15 protein-coding genes are annotated in these 21,308 nt (G+C 62.5%); 11 read left to right on the top strand and 4 right to left on the bottom strand.

Features of this window, described 5'->3' with window-relative positions:
* Window positions 1–84: 84 nt before the first annotated feature.
* Complete coding sequence (locus HMPREF3162_RS08600) at window positions 85–4,794, bottom strand: G5 domain-containing protein (protein WP_070777608.1); 4,710 nt, start codon at window positions 4,792–4,794, stop codon at window positions 85–87.
* A 269-nt stretch (window positions 4,795–5,063) separates the two neighbouring features.
* On the opposite strand from HMPREF3162_RS08600, the gene HMPREF3162_RS08595 reads away from it, so the two are divergent.
* From HMPREF3162_RS08595 to HMPREF3162_RS11805, 9 genes are all read left to right on the top strand, one after another.
* A complete protein-coding gene (locus HMPREF3162_RS08595; RefSeq protein WP_070777607.1) occupies window positions 5,064–6,161 on the top strand; it encodes a branched-chain amino acid aminotransferase in 1,098 nt (365 codons plus the stop codon).
* A 79-nt stretch (window positions 6,162–6,240) separates the two neighbouring features.
* A complete protein-coding gene (locus HMPREF3162_RS08590) occupies window positions 6,241–7,629 on the top strand; it encodes an MFS transporter (protein WP_141759572.1) in 1,389 nt (462 codons plus the stop codon).
* A gap of 56 nt (window positions 7,630–7,685) precedes the next feature.
* Window positions 7,686–9,833, top strand: coding sequence for a prolyl oligopeptidase family serine peptidase (locus HMPREF3162_RS08585; protein ID WP_070777605.1), 2,148 nt, complete (start codon window positions 7,686–7,688; stop codon window positions 9,831–9,833).
* Window positions 9,826–10,956: a lipoate--protein ligase family protein gene (locus HMPREF3162_RS08580; protein WP_070777604.1), complete on the top strand. Its 1,131-nt coding sequence runs from the start codon at window positions 9,826–9,828 to the stop codon at window positions 10,954–10,956. The genes HMPREF3162_RS08585 and HMPREF3162_RS08580 overlap by 8 nt, the downstream gene beginning before the upstream one ends.
* A gap of 56 nt (window positions 10,957–11,012) precedes the next feature.
* A complete protein-coding gene (locus HMPREF3162_RS08575; RefSeq protein WP_070777603.1) occupies window positions 11,013–11,492 on the top strand; it encodes a hypothetical protein in 480 nt (159 codons plus the stop codon).
* Window positions 11,493–11,616: 124 nt separating this feature from the next.
* Entirely contained in the window at window positions 11,617–12,402 is a 786-nt protein-coding gene (gene thyX, locus HMPREF3162_RS08570) for an FAD-dependent thymidylate synthase (protein ID WP_070777602.1), read from the top strand.
* Window positions 12,403–12,416: 14 nt separating this feature from the next.
* Window positions 12,417–13,076 carry a maltokinase N-terminal cap-like domain-containing protein gene (locus tag HMPREF3162_RS08565; RefSeq protein WP_141759571.1) on the top strand — a complete coding sequence of 220 codons (660 nt, stop codon included), beginning with the start codon at window positions 12,417–12,419 and terminating at the stop codon, window positions 13,074–13,076.
* A gap of 51 nt (window positions 13,077–13,127) precedes the next feature.
* Window positions 13,128–13,856, top strand: coding sequence for a glucosamine-6-phosphate deaminase (locus HMPREF3162_RS08560; protein WP_070777600.1), 729 nt, complete (start codon window positions 13,128–13,130; stop codon window positions 13,854–13,856).
* A gap of 178 nt (window positions 13,857–14,034) precedes the next feature.
* Window positions 14,035–14,181, top strand: coding sequence for a GPGG-motif small membrane protein (locus tag HMPREF3162_RS11805; RefSeq protein WP_176745881.1), 147 nt, complete (start codon window positions 14,035–14,037; stop codon window positions 14,179–14,181).
* 186 nt (window positions 14,182–14,367) lie between these two features.
* Here HMPREF3162_RS11805 and glsA read toward each other — a convergent pair whose 3' ends face one another.
* Genes glsA through hrpB form a run of 3 tightly spaced genes read right to left on the bottom strand, consistent with a single transcriptional unit; the run spans window position 14,368 to window position 18,984 of the window.
* A complete protein-coding gene (gene glsA, locus HMPREF3162_RS08555) occupies window positions 14,368–15,642 on the bottom strand; it encodes a glutaminase A (protein WP_070573593.1) in 1,275 nt (424 codons plus the stop codon).
* 7 nt (window positions 15,643–15,649) lie between these two features.
* Window positions 15,650–16,546, bottom strand: coding sequence for a 3-methyladenine DNA glycosylase (locus HMPREF3162_RS08550; protein ID WP_070777599.1), 897 nt, complete (start codon window positions 16,544–16,546; stop codon window positions 15,650–15,652).
* Window positions 16,543–18,984 (bottom strand): ATP-dependent helicase HrpB, encoded by a 2,442-nt coding sequence (gene hrpB, locus HMPREF3162_RS08545; RefSeq protein WP_070777598.1) that lies wholly within the window; start codon window positions 18,982–18,984, stop codon window positions 16,543–16,545. Before hrpB ends, HMPREF3162_RS08550 begins: the two co-directional genes overlap by 4 nt.
* A gap of 18 nt (window positions 18,985–19,002) precedes the next feature.
* Here hrpB and HMPREF3162_RS08540 point away from each other — a divergent pair, with 18 nt between their 5' ends.
* Window positions 19,003–19,812: a fumarylacetoacetate hydrolase family protein gene (locus tag HMPREF3162_RS08540; RefSeq protein WP_070777597.1), complete on the top strand. Its 810-nt coding sequence runs from the start codon at window positions 19,003–19,005 to the stop codon at window positions 19,810–19,812.
* Window positions 19,813–19,830: 18 nt separating this feature from the next.
* Window positions 19,831–21,303 (top strand): glutamate--tRNA ligase, encoded by a 1,473-nt coding sequence (gene gltX, locus HMPREF3162_RS08535; protein ID WP_070777596.1) that lies wholly within the window; start codon window positions 19,831–19,833, stop codon window positions 21,301–21,303.
* Window positions 21,304–21,308 lie beyond the last annotated feature (5 nt).

Below are 21,308 nucleotides of genomic sequence, written 5' to 3'. Positions count from 1 at the left end.
GGGGCCGCGGGATGTCTCTCCCGCGGCCCCGCCGCGTTCAGCAGGAGTCAGCGACTCAGCACTGCTGCTGACTTACCGCTGACATCAGCGGCGCGAGCCGCGCCTGCGCACTGACAGCAGTCCGACACCGCCGGCGATCAGCACGGCGGCGGCAGCCAGTGTCGCCGCAATGCTCACGCCGGTGCGCGGCAGAGGCGAGCTGCCAGAACCGCTCGGCTCAGCCGGCCTGTTGTCATCCTCACCCGAGGTGCCGGGAGCAGCCGTTTCCTCACTCGGCTGATCGTCGGGCTGGCCGGGCTTGTCGCCCGGTTTGCCCGGTTCACCGGCTTGGCTGCTCGGGGACTCGTCCGGCTTGTCACTCGGTGACTCGCTGCCTGACTCACCTGGGGTCTCGCTGGACTTGTCACTGGGGGAGTCGTCCGGTGACTCACTTGGCGACTCGCTCGGCTTGTTGCTGGGCGTGCCGCTCGGTGACTCGCTGGCTGACTCACTCGGTTTGTGGCTTGGCGTCTCAGTGGGTGATTCACTGGGGGCTTCGCTCGGCGATTCACTCGGTTCGTCAGAAGGTTCCTCAGTTGGAGTCTCGCTGGCTGACTCACTCGGCTTGTCAGACGGTTCGTCGGTCGGTGTTTCGCTCGTCGACACGCTCGGCGACTCACTGGGCTTGTCACTGGGTGACTCACTTGGCGACTCACTCGGCTTGTCAGAAGGTTCCTCGGTCGGAGTTTCGCTCGGCTGCTCAGTGGGTTCGTCACAGTTGCACTTGGTTCCCACGCGGACCTTGCGAGCTGTTGGCTCCTTCGTGACCTTTTCGGATGTTTCCGGCTCGCCCACGGTCTTGCCGTCCTTGAGCTTCCAGGTCTTAGTGATTTCCTTTTCGCCGTACGCACCGGCCTGGTCTTCGATAATCGTGCCGGCTTCGAGGTTCGGGTCTTCCTCAATGACGGTCTCGAACGGAATCTTCTCCGTGTGTTTGTCCGTCAGCTCGGTCAGGGTCGGCGCCGTGCCCACTTCGATGATGTGGGTGGTCGGCTTGCGCAGCTCCTCGGTGCTTTCCTCAGTAGAGATCTCACCGTTGTCGGAAGTCACAGTCACAGTGTGCTTGACCTCGCCAGGCTTGCCTTCCTGGATCACCTTGGTTTCCCCGGCCTTGAGTTCGGGGTTGAGGCGAACCTCGACCTCAAACGGCGTGTTCTCAGTCCATTCGACGGTCTTGGAGGTGGTCTTGCCCTTCGTGCCGACCTTGACGATCTTGTTGACCGGCTCGGTCACACGCTTGGTTTCGGTCTTCGTGTCCGTGACCTTCGAGTTTTCGATGGTCTGGGTCGTGATGACCTTGTCCTTGCCCAGTTTGCCTTCCTGAACAGTTTCCTGTTTTCCGGCTTCCATCGTGTTGTCGAACTGAATCTCAGTTTCGAACGGAACATCGACTTCGTACTCAGAGGTGTGAGTGCCAGTCGTCTTGGTGCCGACGCGGATGATCTGCTTCTTCGGCTCCTTGGTGCGTTTGGTTTCCACAACAGGGTCACCAGACGGCTTGCCGTCAGCGAACTTCTGTGTCGAAGTCACGGTGTCTTCGCCGAGTTCGCCCGCCTGCTTGACCTCTTGCTTGCCAGCTTCGAGCGTGTCGTCGAATTCAATCTCGGTCTCAAACGGAACCGGCTTCTTCACAGTGGTGACCAGCTCATCAGCGCCCAGGCGCGGACCGTACTCAACGATGCGAGTGACGGGTTCCCTAGTGGTCTTCTCTTCAGCCACTTCGGCTTTGTCGCCCTTGGCGTTGAATTTCGCGGTGAAGGTCTTTTCGCCGTCCTTGCCCTCCTGGACAACCTTGGTTTCGCCAGGTGCCAGGTTCGGGTTTTCGCGGACCTCAGTCGGGAACGGGATCGGAACCGTCCAGGTGATGTCCTTCGCGCTTTCGGCAGGCTTCGTGCCGACGCGAACAACCTCATTGACCGGCTCTGCGGTGCGCTCCCACGTGCCGTCCTTGTTCTGCTTTTCCCTGCCGGGCTTGCCTTCGGTTTCTACCTTGTACTCGCCGGCGGGGAGAGAGTCGTCGTACTTGTATTCGACCTTGAACGGAACTTCGCGGGTCGGGACGTCGACAACCTTGACCACAGCGGCGGCGGTGTCCTTAAACCCGTCTTCGTAGGTCACCGTTACTGGAATCTTGACTTCGTCTCCAGGCTTCGCGTCCTTCGGTGCAGTCGCGGTGACAGTGCCCTTGTCGTCAACCGTGACGGTCCAGCCGGCAGGGACATCGCCCACCGTGAACGGGTTCTCCTTGGCAACCTTGACGTTGTCCGGTTTGTCAATGGTCACCGGCAGCTTCACAGTTTCGCCCGGGTACACCGTTTCCGTGGGGTATGACGGTTCGGCTTCCCAATTGTTGGTCAGGTTGACCACGGTGGTGACGGGCACCTTCGGCTTCGAGCCGTCCGGCGCTGTGACAGTCACCGACACTGTCTTCTGGTCACCCGGCTTGGCGTCCTGCGGCGGTGTTGCCGTCACAACACCCGTGTTCGGGTCGACCTTGTATTTCCAGCCGTCAACGTCCTGTTCGAGGATCGGCTGATCGCCGTCCGTGCCGAACGAGAACTTCGAACCCTTCGGGGCGTCCTCAACCTGGTGGTCTACGGACTTGCCGGGACCGGTGGACTCGACGGAGTAGACCGGCACGTCGTCACCCTTGATGACGTAGACCGTGCCGGTTGCCTTCTGCGGCTTAGCACCGGACTCATAGTGGGCGAGAACCGGGATATCGAGCTGATCACCCGGCTGCGCGCCCTTCGGCACTGTTGTGGTCAGCTCCCCAGTGCTCTCATCGATTGTGACGGTCCACCCATCCTTGGAGAACTCGGTCTTGCCGTCTTCGAACGTGTAGCGGTTTGGTGCTTCGTCACTTTCCTTACCGCTCAGCCCCTTTTCGGGCAGGGTTGGCTTCAGGCTGGCCTTTTCGCCGGGCTTCTTGACTTCGGTGCCGTAAGTGGGGACCTTGATGTCGTTGATGACCTGGAACTGGACCTCGACCTCGTCGGTGGTTTGGTCCGGGTAGGTGGCCTTGACCTTCGGGGAGATCACGGTGCCAAGCGGAACGGTGTCGTCAGCCTTCGCAGTGACCTTGCCGTTCTTGTTCACCGTGACGGTCCAGCCCGACGGCACAGAAGATTCATCGACTTCGTACTTGGCCGGCGCCACAGCCTTGTGGCCCTTCATAATGGCCTTGGTCTTGATCTGGGATTCGATGTCCTGGTTCGGTTTGCCCTGCGCGATGTCGGGCTTGACCAGGTCCGTTACCTGCGTGTTGTTCGGATCAACAACCACAAGCAGGGGGAGTTCGTCCTTTGAACCGTTGGAGTACGTGATTACAACCCGCGGCTGTGCGAATGTGCCGGGGGTCGGGTTCTTCGGTGCCGTGACGGTGACGTTATAGGTGTCTGGGTCCAGGGCTGCGTCCCAGCCCTCGAAAACGTACTTTTCGTCCATTTCGACTTCAGCATCGAAGCCGCCGTCTTCCTTCTTCTTCACCAGGTCCTTGATCAGGTCCGGCACCTGGGTGAAGGTCACTGACTGGCGATCTTTCGCCAGCGGGCCTTGGGCACTTTCAACGCCAGAGATGATCGAGGCGTCACGCTTGTCGTACTTCGGGTCGTGGAACTGGGTATCGTCAAGGCTCCACTGGTGCGATCCGATGACGTTGGCTTTGCTGTAGCGAGGCAGCGCATTGGACTCATCGAACGCCTGGCCGTAGCCGCCATTATCGTCGATCGCAGCCTGCAGCTGTTCAACTGAGCGCGGAAGGGCGAGAGCACTGAAGCGCACACCCTGCTGGGCGCTGAGCACAGTGCCCTTGTATTCGGGCATCGTGAAGAACACGTCGCCGTTGTCTTCGATGCTCAAACGTGCTTCGCCACCGGAGGCTTCAGTGTTGCTGGTGCCGATGAATTTGCCCTGAGAATCATAAGCCTCAACCACCATGCGCGGCATCGACGCGGCATCTGCGCTGATACGGCCCACCTTGAGCTTCTCGCCCGGCTTGACGACCAGCTTTTCCTGGTTCTCCCAGGACACAGAAATGGGTGAGCAGTTGTCGTTCTCACTCGGCCACGGATTTACGACAGCCTCAAATCCAGCGTTAGACCCCCGGGTCGCTTTAAGGCCGTCAATATTATCCTTCGTGTACTTTCCCTGCCAGGCGTAACGCACAGGGTTAGAGGCGTCCGCCTCTGCGAACTGCTTGACCTTATCCCCGGTTAGTTCGGAGTTGAGGTTTAGGTTCCTTTGAACGCGAGAGCTTGTGATGGCGATCTTTTCGTCGGCCTTAGCAGTCACCGGTCCCTCAGCGCCGAAAAGAGTCTGGCCGACGTCCATAGAGGAAACGGTTCCAGGGTTCAGGACACCCCCAAGGAGTCCAGAATTGCTAAAACTCCATTCGGCAAACGTACGATCCTTCGAATTGTCGAAAGCGAGGCTCAAACCCCATTTGGTCTTATCGGAGCTGGCCTGGCCTGGCTCCAGGGTGGTCCAGGTGAAACCCGCCTGACTGCCAGACGGGTCGCCATTTTCGACAGCACACGAACCATCAGGCAGATCCGAGGCTTTCTGCTGGTCCTGCTCAACAGCCCCCGACTTATCCCGAATGCCGCCGGAGAGCGCTGACGCGGCAGCGGCTGGCTCGGTGGGCATGAGGCTGGGCGCAGCACATGTGCCTGCAGCCAAAGCGAGGGCTGACAAGGCGGCAATTGGGGTACGCGCAAAGCGCTTTCGCAATGCCGGTTTGTTTGAGGAGTCCATCCCTCAGTCCTTCCAGAAAATCCTGAGCGACGCTCGCGGCAGCCCTGGGAAGGGAGAGCGCGGCCCCGGCCGAAGTTGCACCGGGTCAGATTGCGGCGCAGTGCAACACCAGTATTGATATCTGGGTCTACAGTACCGTAAGGGCCCAAAACTGGGCCCAGTGGCCGCCTTTGCGGCGGGCGTGTGCGGCATGTCACCGAAAAGCGTGTTGACAGAGTGAATAGGATCACCCATAGATCCCCAACCCGACTCGTCAGGAAAGAGTGACGATGACTGAATTCCAGTTGCGCAAACGCCAAGACCCCACCGCACCGGCTCTGCGTCAGGCAGTGCTGGAAAATCCCGGTTTCGGCGAATACTTCTCCGACCACATGTCCCACGTCCGCTACACGCAAGACCAGGGGTGGCACGCGCACGAAGTCATTCCCTACGGCCCGCTGACCCTGGATCCCGCCGCCGCGGTCCTGCACTATGCGCAGGAAGTCTTCGAAGGTCTGAAGGCCTACCGTCACGCGGACGGCTCCGTTTGGACCTTCCGGCCTGAGCGCAACGCCGCCCGCATCAACCGTTCAGCCGAGCGCCTGGCCCTGCCACAGCTGGACGAAGCGGACTTCCTCGAATCCATTCGCGCTCTCGTCAGCCTCGACCGCGACTGGGTGCCCACACCCGCGGACTCCACCGACGAAGTTTCGCTTTACCTGCGCCCCTTCATGATCGCCTCGGAGTCCTTCCTGGGTGTGAGGGCCAGCCACGAAGTCGACTACTACGTAATCGCCTCACCCGCCGGCGCCTATTTCAGCGGCGGCATCAAGCCGGTGAGCATCTGGCTGACCGAAAAGGTCAAGCGCTCCGGCCAGGGTGGCACCGGATTCGCCAAGTGCGGCGGCAACTACGCGGCCTCCCTGGCCGCATCGGCCGAAGCTGCCGACAGCGGCTGCCAGCAGGTCATGTTCACTGACGCGGCAACTTCGACCTACCTCGAAGAGCTAGGCGGCATGAATCTCATGCTCGTCACCAAGGACGGCGAACTGCTGACCCCGCCGGTTTCTGAGGCCATCCTCGACGGTGTGACCCGCCGTTCGCTGCTTGAACTGGCCCCGCAGCTCGGCCTGACCCCGGTTGAACGCCCCATCGAAGTTGCTGAATGGCGTGACCGCGCGGCCTCCGGCGAAATCGTCGAAGCCTTCGCCTGCGGCACCGCAGCAGTCATCACGCCGATTGGTCAGCTGAAGTCCAAGGACTACACCATCGACATGGGCGAAGAGCCCGGCGAAGCCACCATGAAGCTGCGCAGCACTCTTCTGGACATCCAGTACGGTCGAGCAGAAGGCCCTGAAGGCTGGATGGTCAAACTCGCCGACAGCTGACAACCAGATTCATACAGCAAGATCTTCGGGCCGTCTCCGCCACACCGGAGGCGGCCCGAAAATGTGAATGGACACACGAGTGACGAAACAGCGGCCCACACCCGCCCAGGTGATCGACGATCTGCCATGGAAATGGAACACCCAGGGGGCGGTGTTCATCGTCGGCGGTCTGGGCTTCATGTTCGACGCCTGGGATGTCGCTCTCGGCGGTCTGCTCATTCCGCTGCTGGCCGCCGAATGGGACGTGCCCTTGGGCACAGCGGCTTTTGCAGCGACTGCCAACCTCATCGGCATGGCAGTCGGCGCAGTGCTGTGGGGAGGCATTGCCGATCGGCTGGGCCGACGCACAGCGTTTTCCATTACGCTGCTGATCTTCTCGCTGTTCACCGCCGCCGGCGCTTTCAGCCCCAACCTGGAGACCTTCCTCGTTCTGCGCTTCATAGCCGGCATCGGACTGGGCGGAGCGATCCCTGTTGACTACGCGCTCGTCGCCGAGTTCACACCGGCCCGGCACAGGGGTCGAGTGCTTACCGCAATGGACGGCTGGTGGCCGATCGGCGCAACCGGCGCTGCCGTGACGAGTGCGTGGATTCTGTCTTTCGGCAGCTGGCGAACAATGATGCTGCTCATGGCGGCACCGGTTATCCTGCTGTTCTTTGTGCGCCTGTTCGTCCCCGAATCACCCCTCCACCTGGCTGCTGCGGGCAAGCACGCTGAAGCCGATGCGGTTCTGCGCAGGCTCATCAAGCGCACAGGAGCGCAGATCGACGCCTGGCAGCACCCGCAGCCAACCGCACAGGCTGCAGCCGTCCAGACCAGTCGCACCCTGCGCAGCCGCATCAGCTCGGCTCTGGGCCAGCTGAACCACCTGTGGAAGCACTCGGCACGGCTGACAGCATCGACGTGGGCGGTGTTTATCGGCGTACTCCTGCTGTACTACGCGGCACTGACATGGCTGCCGAAAGTCCTGCGCGAACAGGGTCAGACAGACCAGGCCGCGTTCCTCGTCACCGGCGCCATGACAGGAGCCGGGCTGCTGGGCGTTGTGACAGCCGCGCTCGTCATCGACTACGTGGGGCGCAGGCTGCTGCTGACCCTTTCGGGGTTCAGTTCGGCTGTGCTGCTGGCGCTGTTCGCGATAGAACTGACTTCCCATCCCGGCGAGCTGACAACGGCGGCCAAGCTCGCCATCGTCAGCTTCGGCTTCACCATCCAAACCGCAGTGCCCGCCCTCTACACCTACGGGTCCGAGGCGTATCCCACGCAGCTGCGCGCCTCCGGCTTCGGGTGGGCCTCCAGTGTGTCCCGGATCGCCACGGGCATCGCTCCGTTTGTCTACGGGGCGTGGCTGCTGCCGAGCATCGGGCTGACCGGCACTTTCGGGGCGACCGGCGCTCTGACCGTCATCGGGCTGGTGCTCATGCTGGTGTGGGGCCGGGAAGACCGTGGGCTTGTCCGCACCGACTGAGCCTGCAGACACATGAGGCTCAGACAGTCTGAACCGGTACGGACTAGTGTGGAGCCATGCGCCTCACACCGGATAACCCACACGATGACTGGCTCTGGCTTGAAGACATTCACGGTGAAAAAGCACTGGAATGGGTGAAAAAGCAGAATGAACTCACACAGACTGAATTCACCGACGCACGCACGCGCGCACTCGCCGAACAGCTGCGCGAGGCCCTCGATGACGACGACCGCATCCCCTTTGTGACCAAAGCCGGCGACTGGCTCTACAACTTCTGGCAGGACGCCGATCACCCCCGCGGGCTGTGGCGACGCACCACATGGGACTCCTATCTGGCAGGACGCGACGATACCGCGGCCACAGAATGGGACATTCTGCTGGATGTCGATGCGCTTGCGGCAGAAGAGAACATCGAGTGGGTGTTCCGAGGAGCACGTCTGCGCCGCAGCGACTACGCGCGGGCACTCATTGCCCTCAGCCCCGACGGCGGCGACGCGGTTGCCCACCGCGAATTCGACCTTCCCACCAAGAGGTTCGCTGAAAACGGCTTCCACATACCGGCGGCAAAGGGCTCTGCCAGCTGGGTCGACGACAACACGCTTGCGCTGACGACCGACTTCGGCGAAGGCTCCATGACCGAATCGTCCTACCCGGCCACCGCGCGCATTCTCACGCGCGGCCAAAGCCTGAGTGATGCCCAGCAGATCGGTGAAGTTGACCGCAGCCACATTCTCGCCGCGGTCGGCGTTGACCACACCCCGGGCTGGGAGCGCATGGTCTTCGTCGACGCCATTGACTTCTACCGTTCCCGCGTGTGGGTGCGCCCACTTGGGGTCGGCAGCGACTACACCTCCGGGTGGCAGCGCATTGACGTGCCCGACGATGTCGTCGTCGACATCGACCGGGACCTCCTGCTGCTGCGCCCTCGCACCGACTGGACGGGCACCGCCGCTGACGGCACAGAATTCCGCGTGCCCGCCGGAGCACTCGCTGCAGCCAAACTCGACGACTTCCTGGCCGGGGCCGCCCCGCGGGTGATCTTCGAACCGAGCGCCTCAACCTCGCTCCAGGGCTGGGCCGTCACACAGGACTACCTGGTGCTCTCACTCATGGATCACGTGCAGTCCACCCTGCGCGCACTCCGCCTGGATGACTTCAGCGAAGTTCCCGCACCGGCAGCACCGGCCAACCACGTCATCGGCATCGGTGCGGTCGACGCAGATGACCCAGCTATCGGCAATGACGTGTGGCTGACAATCAGCGGCTTCACCACCCCCACAACACTGGCCCGAGGCGAACTCGGCTCAACTGCCGAACCACAGGTCGTGCGCACCTCACCGGCACGGTTCGACGCTGACAACCTCGAAGTCACCCAGCACTTCGCCGCATCTGATGACGGCACCCGGATCCCGTACTTCCAAGTGGCCCCGCGAGACCTGGTGCTCGACGGGCAGAACCCCGTATTCCTAGACGGCTACGGCGGTTTCGAAGTCTCCCGCACACCCGGCTACGCCGTCATCAGCGGCATCGCCTGGCTCAACCAGACAACCGACGGAACCGGCGCGCTTCCCGCAGGCCGCAGCGGCGTATACGTTCTTGCCAACATCCGCGGCGGCGGCGAATACGGGCCGGCATGGCACGAAGCGGCCCGGCGTGAAAACAAACAGCGCTCATACCAAGACTTCGCGGCAGTCGCCCGCGACCTCAGCGAAAGGGGAGTGGGCAGCGCCGACACAATCGGCGCCTCGGGAGGTTCCAACGGGGGACTGCTGGTGGGCAACATGCTCACCCAGTACCCGGAACCCTTCGGCGCCATCAGCTGTGGGGTGCCACTTTTGGACATGCTGCGCTACACCGAACTGTCCGCAGGAGCATCGTGGGCTGCCGAATACGGTGACCCCGCGACTGACGACTGGGACTTCATCCAGCACTTCAGCCCCTACCACCTGCTGGATACAGACCCGCGGGACGAATACCCGCCGGTGCTGTTCTGGACGGCAACCTCGGACGACCGCGTCGGCCCTGTACAGGCTCGCAAAATGGCCGCCAAGATGCAGGCGAAGGAAATCCCCGACGTGTGGTTCTTCGAAGACACCCAGGGCGGACACTCAGCAGCATCGGACAACAAACAGATCGCAGCCGTTCGCGCACTGACCTACCGGTTCATGTGGCGGGCGCTGACAGGAGAGGACCGCAATGACTGAGACAGGGTCGACAACAGAAGCACGCACATTCCAAGCACAGCGCAAAGTGCCCGGCGGCAAACTCGTGGTTGTCGACGGCACGATCGAAGACGAGCTGGCCAGAGACGTCGTCATCTCCGGTGACTTCTTCCTCGAACCGGAAGAGGCCTTCGCCGCTTTGGGGCCAGCCCTTGAAGGCGTCAGCCTAAGCGATTCAAAAGCCGACATCGCCGCCCGCCTCGACGCCGCTTTCGACACTGTGTACCGAGAACTGGTGGAAGCCGGTGAACAGCCACTGCGGCCTGACCTGCAGGGGGTGACAACCTACGACATCGCGTGGGCACTCAAACGCGGCATGACCGGGGCCACCGAGTTCTACGACCACGAATGGGAAATCATCCACGACAAGGTCCGCCCCACCCGCGAAAACGTGGCACTTGACGAAGTGCTCCTGCGCGAAGTCGCAGCCGGCCGACGCGGGCCCACCGTGCGCTTCTGGGAATGGGACGACAAGGCCGCCGTCATCGGATCGTTCCAGTCCTTCCGAAACGAAATCGACGCCGCCGGCGCAAAGCGCCACGGGGTCGAGGTGGTCCGCAGGATCTCCGGCGGCGGCGCCATGTTCATGGAGGGCGGCAACTGCGTCACATTCTCGCTGTACGCGCCGCTGTCGCTGGTGGCCGGTCTGGACTACGAAGAGTCCTACAGGTTCCTCGACCAGTGGGTCCTGGGCGCCCTTTCCAGCATGGGCGTCAACGCATTCTATGAGCCCATCAACGACATCACCTCCGACAAGGGCAAAATCGGCGGAGCCGCACAGAAGCGGCTGGCCGCAGGCGGGGGAGTCATCCTCCACCACGACACCATGAGCTACGACATCGACGCGGACAAAATGCTCGAGGTGCTGCGCGTGGGCAAAGCGAAGATCTCCGACAAGGGCATCCGCTCGGCTAAGAAGCGAGTCGACCCGCTGCGCAGTCAGACGGGCATGCCGCGCGAAGAGGTCATAGAGACCATGATCGAAGCGTTCCGAAGGGCAACCGGCGCCCAACCCGGCGAAGTCACCCCTGACGAGGTGGAGCGCGCCCGGACTCTGGTCGCGGAGAAGTTCGGGACTGAGGAATGGACTCACAGGGTCCCGTAACCTTGTAGTCACACAGGGGTGGCTCGCTCTTCACGCGGGCCGGTCATGGTGATGGCATGTCTGCACACACCCTCGAACGCGATCTTCACAAACCCAGCGCTCGCCAGCGCGGTGCGGGCGCGCTGTATCCGCCGGAGCTTCTGGCTGACGCCGCCTGGACCAACCCGTACGCCTTCGCAGCGGTCGTCGACGACGCCGATGTTCTCCTAGACGGTGCGGAAGACTACCGGATTGCAGGTCGTTCCGACCGCAGCCTGGGTGCCCGCACATTCAGCAAGCTGCCCGTGCGGGCGCGGCTGATTGAGCGGCAGAAGCGCGCTTTTGCAGATTTCACCTCGACCGAGGCCGGCCAGCCGGCACGGGTTGCCGGATGCGAAGTCGTGCGCGGACAGCTCGAAGTGATCCTGGACTGCGGCGGCACGCTGATGCGCGTGTGCTCCGTGGCTTCCGATGGCAAGCGCCCCGTGCAGGGCGCACCGGCGACGGTGTGGGCCATCAACCCGGAACTGACGATCATCAACGTTCAGTCGCACTGATCGCTCGGTCTGGGCAGCAGGGCCTGGACACTTTGGCCTGAGCCTTTCCACCACCTGCTGTTGTCGCAGGTCCCAGCCTCGCCTAGGATCTGAACAGACAGCTTCCGCAGACAGAGGAGTGCCCGTGCGCCAGGTCGAACCCCGCGTAGAGCTCATTGCGCGACCGAATATCGACTGGGAAGCCATGATCAGCTACCTCGACGAGGTCGGCGGGACGGCCTGGTCGGATCGCGTTCACTCCCAAGAATCGCCGGACGGTGAAGATCTTCTCGAATTCGCCGGCCGTATGTGCTACCGATCGTGGGAACCCGGCCTCAACCCGAACGTGTCGCGCGTTCGCACCGATTCGGCCCAATACTTGGGCAACGTCATCGGCTCTCAGCACGGCTCTGTTCTCGAACACGCCAACTACACGTTCATCTTCCACAACGTGTCACGCGTTTTCACTCACGAACTCATTCGCCACCGCGCCGGTGCCGCCTATTCGCAGGAATCGCTGCGCTACGTGCGGCTGGAAGACATTCCCTTCTGGTTTCCCGACTGGGCGCGCGAAGACGCCGAACTCATGGAGCGCAGCCTTGCGCTTCTGGACCAGCTGGAAGAACACCAGCGGTGGATGGCCGAGCACTTTGAACTCGACGAAGAGGGCCAGAACTTCACGCACAAGAAGCACATGACCAGTTTCATGCGCCGCTTTGCGCCAGAAGGTCTGGCCACGGGAATCGTCTTCACCGCGAACCTGCGCACCCTGCGTCACGTGATTGAAATGCGCACTGCAAAGGGCGCAGAAGAAGAAATCCGCCTGATCTTCGACAAGGTCGGTCAGATCATGCGCGAAGAAGCCCCCGCCGTTTTCGCTGACTACACCGTCGAAGACGGCGAATGGACACCCGGCACCCGCAAGGCCTGAGCAAGGAGGCTCCCATGGCGATTCTCTACGATGTTGATCTGTCACCCGGCAAAATCGAACTGATCGAAAAGTGGCTGCCCGAGCAGCCGTGGGCGAAACTCGAACCCGGCGCCAAGCTGAGCCGTGTTTCGTCTTTCCGCTTTGACGATCCCGCTGGCGAGGTCGGGGTTGAGTTTCATCTGGTCAAAGCACCAGACGGCACCGTCTACCAGGTGCCGCTGACGTACCGCGGCGCGCCGCTGGCCGGGGCGCAACAGCACCTGATCACCGAAATGGATCATCCGAAACTCGGCCACAGGTGGGTGTACGACGGTGTGGCCGACCCCGTGTGCGTTTTGGAGACGCTGCGGGCTATCGTCACGGGCGGACGCTCTGTCGACGAGTTCTGGCAGACTAACACCGGTTTCGAGCAGAACACGGATACGGCTGAGGCGTGGGGAACCACAGAACCCAATCTGACAATCTCCGACCTTCCGCAGGGCACAGATGCCGATAGGGTTCAGGTCACTGTCGAAACTGTCGGGGATCTCACACTGGCAGTTCTCGGCGAAGTGAAGCTCGGCTTCCTGCGGGTGCCGTCGCCGGTGGCAGTCGATGCGCTCGAAGCCCCTTCCGGCCAGCTGCAGGTGAAAGTCGACGCAGACGAGTACGTATCAGCACGTCTGCTGGCGTAGGCTGTTTGCCCTGCCGTTAAAATCACGTCACCGGCAGGAAAGGACTTCAGCGTGATCGAATGCAAAGTGTTCGCCGACAAAGCGGCGGCCAGTGCGTGGGCTGCTCAGCAGGTCTGCGACATCATCCGGACCAACCCCACGGCGAATCTGGGTGTTGCGACAGGTTCGAGCCCTGCCGGTGTCTACAGCGAAATCGCGCGCAGAGTCCAGGCGGACGGCATTGACGTCAGCCGTCTGCGTGCTTTCGCCCTTGACGAATACTTGGGCCTGGACACCACACACCCGCAGAGCTACCACTTCTTCATCGACGAACACGTCACCAAGCAGATTGGGCTCGCGCCGCAGAACGTGAGGGTGCCGCTGGCCGAAGGCCATGCGCAGGGCGATGTCATTGACGACTACGACGCTGAAATCGCCGAGGCCGGCGGCATCGATCTGCAGATTCTGGGCATCGGCTCCAACGGTCACATTGCGTTCAACGAACCTGGCACGCCCTTTGACTCTGTGACCCACGTGGAACCTCTCACCGAGTCGACCCGGGCTGACAATGCGCGCTTCTTCGACTACACGGCAGAAGTTCCCATCCTGTCGGTCACGCAGGGCATCGGCACAATCATGAACGCCCGCAGGATCGTTCTGCTGGCCTTTGGTGAGAACAAGGCCGAAGCTGTCCGTGATTCAGTTCTCGGCCCCGTTACAGAAGACGTTCCCGCGTCGGTCCTGCAGACCCACCCGAGCGTCGTGTTCGCCCTGGACGAAGCCGCTGCAAGCCTCCTCTGAGCAGCGCCGACACGTCCCTGGTCGGGCGGCTCTGCAATGCCGCGGGCGTTGTCCAAGGACTGCCCACAACGTGTGAACAAAGCCGGTGATTATTGTCACCACAGCAGCATTGTGTGTGACATTCATGTTCAAACCCGGCTAGGGTGCATTGAGAAGCTAAGCACTGATAAGGAGAACAATGCTTGCAATTATTCTGTGGATCCTCGCAGCGATCCTGGTCATATCCGGCGTTTTCGCGCTCTTCCGCGGCCAGCTTCTGTGGGGCATCGTGCTGATTGTTGTCGGCCTGATTGTCGGCCCCGGCGGTGTCAGCATATTCAATTGACTTTCAGCGGTTGATCTCGACCGCAAAGGCGCACAGCTTGAGGCTGTGCGCCTTTTCTGTTGTGTGCCGCAACTCTACCGTCTAGGTGGAAGAGTAACTTTTAGCGGTCGAGGGCCACACGGCACCACGAGGTGGAGGTACGGTTTTCGTTGGCTGTCGGGGTGGGGCTGGCCGGTAGGGAGCGGCCTACGCTTCTTCCCATTCTTGGACTTCCAGGCCATCCACATAGCCTTCGGGGCGCTCATCCAGCAGGTCGAAGCGGGCCGTGATCTTGTGGGGCAGGCGACCGTGCGGGTCGACGATCGTAATGTCGTGGCCTTCGGCTGCCAAACGGCGCAGCGCTTCGGCCATGAGCTCCCCGCCGACGGTGGGGATGGCAGAGACGAAGCTGACATCGAACACGATGTCGCTGTCGTCCTGTTCGATCTGCTCCAGGTGGCGCAGCACCATCTCCGTTGTGGAGAAGTCCAGCACGCCCTGAATCTCAATGAGGGTGTCGCCGTCGAGCGTGGTGGAGCGCTGCGAGACGGCCTCGACCGATGAAGCGGGAGTTGCCATGATGTGCAGGTTGAGCTGTTCGCTCATCTTCTGGAAGGCCTTGACTCCGCGCACCGAGTGGCCATAGGAATCGAGTCTGGGCGAGAAGGCGCTGATGCCCACCTGGCCGGGGAGTGCACCCACCAAGCCACCGCCGACACCGGATTTCGCCGGGATGCCGATGCCTGTGAGCCAGTCGCCGGCCGCATCGTACATACCGCACGTGGTCATTACAGAGAGCACTTGACGGGCCACCCATTCGGGAATGACACGCCGTTCAGTCACGGGGTTGATGCCTCCGGAAGCCAGGGTCATCGCCATGACGGAAAGGTCGTCGACCGTCACTTTGGCGGCGCACTGCCGGATGTAGCCGGCGAAGACCTGGTGCGGGTCGGCATCGAAAATGCCGTTGGCGCGCACCAACGAGGCCAGCGCCAGATTGCGCCATCCCGTGCTGACTTCGGATTCGTAGACCGCCTCGTCGATTTCGAGTTCACGTCCGGCAAATTCGCACAGTCCCGAATAGACGCCCTCCCAGCCGACAGCTTGGCGCAGCACGCCGTGAGTGGCGATCGCCCCGATGTTGATCATGGGGTTGTCCGGTCGTCCCGTGCCCTCCTGCAGGGAAGCTTCGTTGTAGGCGTCGCCGGAAGGTTCGACGCCGACTGCGGCCATGACCGCGTCGTAGCCGCATTCACGCAAAGCCAGCGCGTAGGCGAAGGGCTTTGAGACCGACTGGATGGAGAACAGTGCGTCACTGTCACCGGCGGAGTACACCGTTCCGTCGGGGGTGCACAGAGAGATCGCAAAGCGGTGAGGGTCGACCGATGCGAGTTCTGGAATATAGTCCGCCAGGTTCCCCGAATCTTCGTTCTTGCAGTTGGCGTAGATGCGTTCGAGGAAAGAATTGACGGGACTTTTCATAACGGTCTCAGTTCGACTGGTTGAGGGCGAGTTCTTCGGCGCGGTCGACGGAGTCGATGAGCGCGACTCTGAGTCTATTGGCCTTTTCGGAAAGACTCTGCTGGCGCTTCATGTATTCGGCTTTGCCGGCGGCGGTTTCGATTGCAACGACACCATAGCCCCACGGTCTGACGTCATACGGCGAGGCCTCCATGTCGAGTGTGCGCAGCTGGAGTGCCAGGTCGAAGGCTTCGAGCACAATGCTTCCCTCAACCATGGGCTGCAGCTTCATGGCCCACTTGTACAGGTCCATTCCGGCGTGCAGACAGCCGGGCTGTTCATTGTCGCGCATACCCTCCCGTGTGGGTTGGACGGTGTTGAGTCCGCGCGCATCGGGGGTGAAGAAGCGAAATGCATCGAAGTGGGTGCACTGAATTCGGTGGTTCTCGACGACCTTGTCCGTTTCCTCCTGGCTCAGTCGCAGGGGGACGTCTTCGTGTCGCTGCTGGCCGGGTTTGAGCTTGTACACCATGGCCCATTCGTGCAGGCCGAAACAGCCGAACGCTGCCTGCCTGCCCAGGGTGCTTCGCAGCAGGTCGCGGATGAACACCGCTCCGTCGCCCCGATCCTGCCACCACTCGGCGGCATCGACCCGGGCGTGGTCGGTCACGGTGTACCAGCGGCGCGAGAAATACTGCCGGTCGTCTTCTGTTTCTATGCCCAGCACAGTGCCGGGGGCCGGGTTCCACTGGGCGATCTTTGCCGGTTTGAACGGGTAGTAGGTGAACAGGAAGTCTTCGACCGGGTGCTTTTCGCCCCGGGAGCGCCTGGCTAGGTGGGCGGCTGTTCTGCTGTTGACGGCCTGTACGTGAGTATCACGCCGCGCCCTCCACTCACGAGGCGCCAGGACCGCTTCCCGGTTCACTTCAGTCTCCTTGTGGTCTTCGCGGTCGCCACGTGGTTCCACGGGTCTTCCGGCCACGGGTGTTTTCTGTACTTGCCGCGGTTTTCGGCACGCACATCAGAATAGGCCCCGTTCCAAAACGATTCGAGGTCGGCGGTGATCGCCAGCGGCCGCCCGGCGGGGGAGAGCAGGTGCAGCAGAACGGAAACGCGACCGTCCACGATCCGCGGACTGGCTTCCCACCCAAAGCACTCTTGGAGCTTGACCGCCAGCACCGGCGGTTCGTCGCCGTCGGGGTAGTGCACCCGGTGGCGCGAACCGCTGGGCACTTGGATGCGCTCAGGAGCCAGTTCGTCCAGACGCGCTGCCTCCGGCCACGGAAGCAGACCGGTCAGCGCTCGTTCCATATCCGGTTTGCCGCCTGCAGCAACAGCAGAGATTTCACCGGCCAGCCACGCTGGGTCATCTGACAGCGCCTCGAAGCTGACATCCGGCCATGGTTCGCCCAGTTCGCGGTGCAGAAGCGCCATGCGCCTGCGAAGAGCTTCGGCCTGTTCCGACAGCGGGAGCACGTCGGCCAGTCCCCGAGCGGAGATTGCTTCCTCAATTGCGCGGCGGGCGGTCTCGGTGTTTGCCTGAACCGGGGTAGATGACAGTTCAATTGCGCCGAAGCGCCGAACTCTGCGTGCACGCACTGACCGACCGTCGAACTGAGCGATGTCGTCTTCACCCAGAAGAGAATCCGCCGCCAACTGGGCCTGCTCAAAGTCAATCGGCACCGCCGCACCGATGACGGAGCGGCTGCCCGCACGGCGGATGTCCGCTATTGCCAACCATTCGTGGCCGCGAAGAGCGCTGTCGCGTGGAAGTTCGCCCGCTGTCCCGCTTGCCAGTTTGTACGTCGATTCGTCGACCGCTCGGGCAATCCGCTCTGGAAAAGCCAGCGCGGTGACAAAAGCCAGACCGGCTTCATCAAGATTCGGTCCGGCCTCCGCCTCGACAAGAGCCGCGAAACGGGCAACCTCCCGGCGGAAATCCGCAGCCTCACGGACCGCGCGATACCCCTGCCACAGAGCACCGCCGGGGGAGCGGACATCCGAAACCAGAGCCGCAGCCGCCTGCGCAGCCGCGGTGCCTCCAATGAAGTCCGCACCGTCAAACAGTGCGCGGGCCAAACGCGGATCAGCTGGAACCGCGGCCAGCCGTCGCCCAAGGTCAGTGGGCTGTCCCGCCTCGAGTGCCCCCAGCCTGTTCAGCACCGCCTCGGCCTGGTCCAGGGCCGGCTCAGGAGGCGGAGTCGGCAGTGCGAGACCCTCACCTCGGGGAGCACCCCAACAGGCGAGGTCGAGGGCAGCCTGCGTGAGATCGGCAGTGGTGATCTCCGCGGGAGCGTGCGCTGGCCGTGCGGCAAAATCCGCCTCGGCCATACAGCGGACCACGGTTCCAGGCCCCTGTCGGGCAGCGCGCCCGGCCCGCTGCACCATAGAGTCCTTCGCCGCGCCGACCGTCACCAGACCTGACATGCCGCGCACAGAATCCAGCCGCACCTGCCGGTCGAGCCCGGCATCGACCACGGTGCGAACACCGGGCACCGTCAGAGAAGACTCGGCGACATTCGTGGCCAGAACAATTCTTTGGCGATCACCGCCGCCAGAGGTGATTCGGCGCTGCTCACGCGCCGGGGTGCTGCCCGTCAGGGTGAGAACCTCCGTGTCGGTCAGCGAAGCCAAAGCTGATTCCACCCGGGCAATCTCGCGCCTACCGGGAAGGAAAACGAGGATGTCGTGTGCCACCTCGTGAGCGTGGTCAGCAGCGATCCGGGCAACGTGATCGAGAAAATCCCGCTCAACCCCGCGCACACCCAGAGCGGCAGGCCCGGGCGCCCAGCTGTGCTTCAGGTCATACAGCTGGGCTGGGGCGCTTAGAACAGGTGCGGGAGTACTCGGTTCGCCCAGAAGGTCAGCCCACATCTGCGCATCCACCGTGGCGGACATGACCACGAGGCTCAGATCTTCGCGCAGATCTGCCAACTGGCGCAGCATGGCGAAGACAAGATCAGATTCGAGGGCGCGTTCGTGCACCTCGTCCATGACAACAGCGCCAATGCCGGACAGTTCGGGGTCATTCAGCAGGCGGCGCAGAAGAACGCCCGTCGTTGCGAACTCAACCCGATCACCCCGCCGATGCTCACCGCGCACGGCAAGGCCCACGCGCTCGCCCGAGAGGTCCGACAGACGGTCCGCGGCGGCACGCGCCGCCACCCGCCTGGGCTGAGTCACCACCACCCGACCGGGCACCAGATTCGCGACCGCAGGCGGAACAATCGTCGTCTTGCCCGTGCCGGGAGGAGCCTCGATCACCGCGCGCAAAGGTCCAGGCACACAGCAGTCAGCCAAGCGGGGGACAAGAGAAGCCGCCGGAAGTCCGCGCCCAATGGCATCGAGGTCGAAAACACTCACCCCAGTAGACTAAGGGGCATGCGCATTGTCAGATTTGTCCACAACGACGAACCCACCTACGGGGTGCTCGAAGGCCAGGTTCCCGAACCCGCAGACGACGGCACTTTCGACACATCGGGCCTGGAAATCGCGGTCCTGTCAGGAGACCCCTTCTTCAGCCCCGCTGGGTCCACCGGCGAACGCCTGCCGTACGCGGACGTGCGCCTGGTCGCCCCCATCATCCCGCGCTCGAAAATCATCGCCGTCGGCCGCAACTACGCCGACCACGCCCGGGAACTCGGCAACGAAGTTCCCGCAAGCCCGCAGTACTTCTTTATTCCCAACACCGCCGTGGTCGGGCCGAATGAACCCGTCCGCCTGCCCGCAGTGTCCGAAGAGGTGTCCTACGAGGCCGAACTGGCCGTCATCATCTCCCGCGTGGCCAAGCAGGTCCGCCGCGAAGACGCACTCAAACACGTGCTCGGCTACACGGTGGCCAACGACGTCACGCTGCGCGACCTGCAGAAAACCGATCTGCAGTGGGCCCGCGCGAAGGGCTTTGACACCTCGACCCCGTTGGGACCTTGGATCGAAACCGAGCTCGACACGGAAGACCTCAGAGTGCGCTCGTGGGTCGATGGTCAACTGCGCCAAGACGGCACCACGGCAGACATGGTGTTCGACGTCCCCGCACTCATCGAATCCATTACCGAGACCATCACGCTGCTGCCCGGAGACATCATCCTCACCGGCACACCGGCCGGTGTTGGAAAAGTCGAAGCCGGCCAGCGCATGAACATCGCAGTCGAAGGGCTGGGACTGCTGTCCAACCCAGCCATGGACGCCTGAAACAAGAAAAGGAAAAACGTGAGCGTACGAGTTCGCTTCTGCCCTTCGCCTACCGGAACCCCGCACGTCGGGATGGTGCGCACCGCACTGTTCAACTGGGCGTATGCCCGCCACACCGGCGGCACATTCGTCTTCCGCATCGAAGACACCGATGCCGCCCGCGACTCCGAAGAGTCCTACCAGCAGATCATCGAAGCGATGAACTGGCTGGGACTGGACTGGGATGAGGGCATTGACGTCGGCGGCCCCCACGGCCCCTACCGCCAGTCCCAGCGCGGTGAGATCTACCAGGACGTCATCCAGAAACTCAAAGACGCAGGCCACCTGTACGAATCGTTCTCCACCCCGGAGGAAACCGAAGCGCGCCACCGCGCAGCCGGGCGCGATCCCAAACTGGGCTACGACGGCTACGACCGCGACCTCACAGAAGAACAGAAGGCCGCCTTCCGCGCAGAGGGACGCGAACCCGTGCTGCGCGTGCGCATGCCGGATGAGGACATCACGTTCACCGACGTGGTGCGCGGAGAAATCACCTTCAAGGCGGGCTCAGTTCCGGACTTTGTGGTTGTGCGCGCCAACGGCCAGCCGCTGTACACGCTCGTCAACCCGGTTGACGACGCACTCATGGGGATCACCCACGTGCTGCGCGGAGAAGACCTCCTGTCCTCGACACCTCGTCAGATTGTGCTGTACGAAGCGCTCAAGGACATCGGCATTGCTGAATTCACCCCCGAGTTCGGCCACCTGCCCTATGTGATGGGCGAGGGCAACAAGAAGCTGTCGAAGCGCGACCCCGAATCGAACCTGTTCCACCACCGCGACAACGGCTTCATTCCCGAAGGGTTCATCAACTACCTGGCTCTGCTGGGCTGGTCGATTGCTGCCGACCGCGATGTCTTCACGGTCGAAGAAATGCTGCAGGCCTTCGACATCCACGACGTTCTGCCCAACCCGGCCCGCTTTGATGTGAAGAAGGCCACGGCCATCAACGCCGACCACATCCGCATGCTCGACGAAGACGACTTCGGCCGCAGGCTCCTGCCGTTCCTGCAGAATGCCGGGCTGATTGACGCTGAGCCCACCGAACGTCAGCTCGAGGTGCTGCGCCAGGCCGTGCCTCTCGTTCAGACCCGCATGAACCTGCTGAGCGAAGCTCCAGACCTCATGAGCTTCCTGTTTGTAGACGAAGATAAGTTCGAACTCCACGAAGACGGGCTGAAGACCCTGCGCGAAACCGCGCCCGAGGTTCTGCGTGCCTCCATCGAGGTGTTGGACCCGCTGGAGGACTTCACGGCGGAAACGCTGCAGGCGGTTCTTAAGACGAAGCTCGTTGAGGAAATGGAAATCAAACCGCGCTTTGCCTTCGGCCCGCTGCGCACTGCGCTGTCGGGCAGGCGGATCTCCCCACCGCTGTTCGAGTCGATGGAAATCCTCGGCAAGGACGTCACGATGGGCCGTCTGCGCGGCCTTCTCAACCACCTGGAGGGCTGAATCAC

Origin of the sequence: Brevibacterium sp. HMSC07C04 (assembly GCF_001815905.1) — a bacterium.
GTDB lineage: Bacteria > Actinomycetota > Actinomycetes > Actinomycetales > Brevibacteriaceae > Brevibacterium.
The sequence above is the reverse complement of the archived record's forward strand: the minus strand, read 5'-3'. Positions and strand labels throughout refer to the sequence as shown.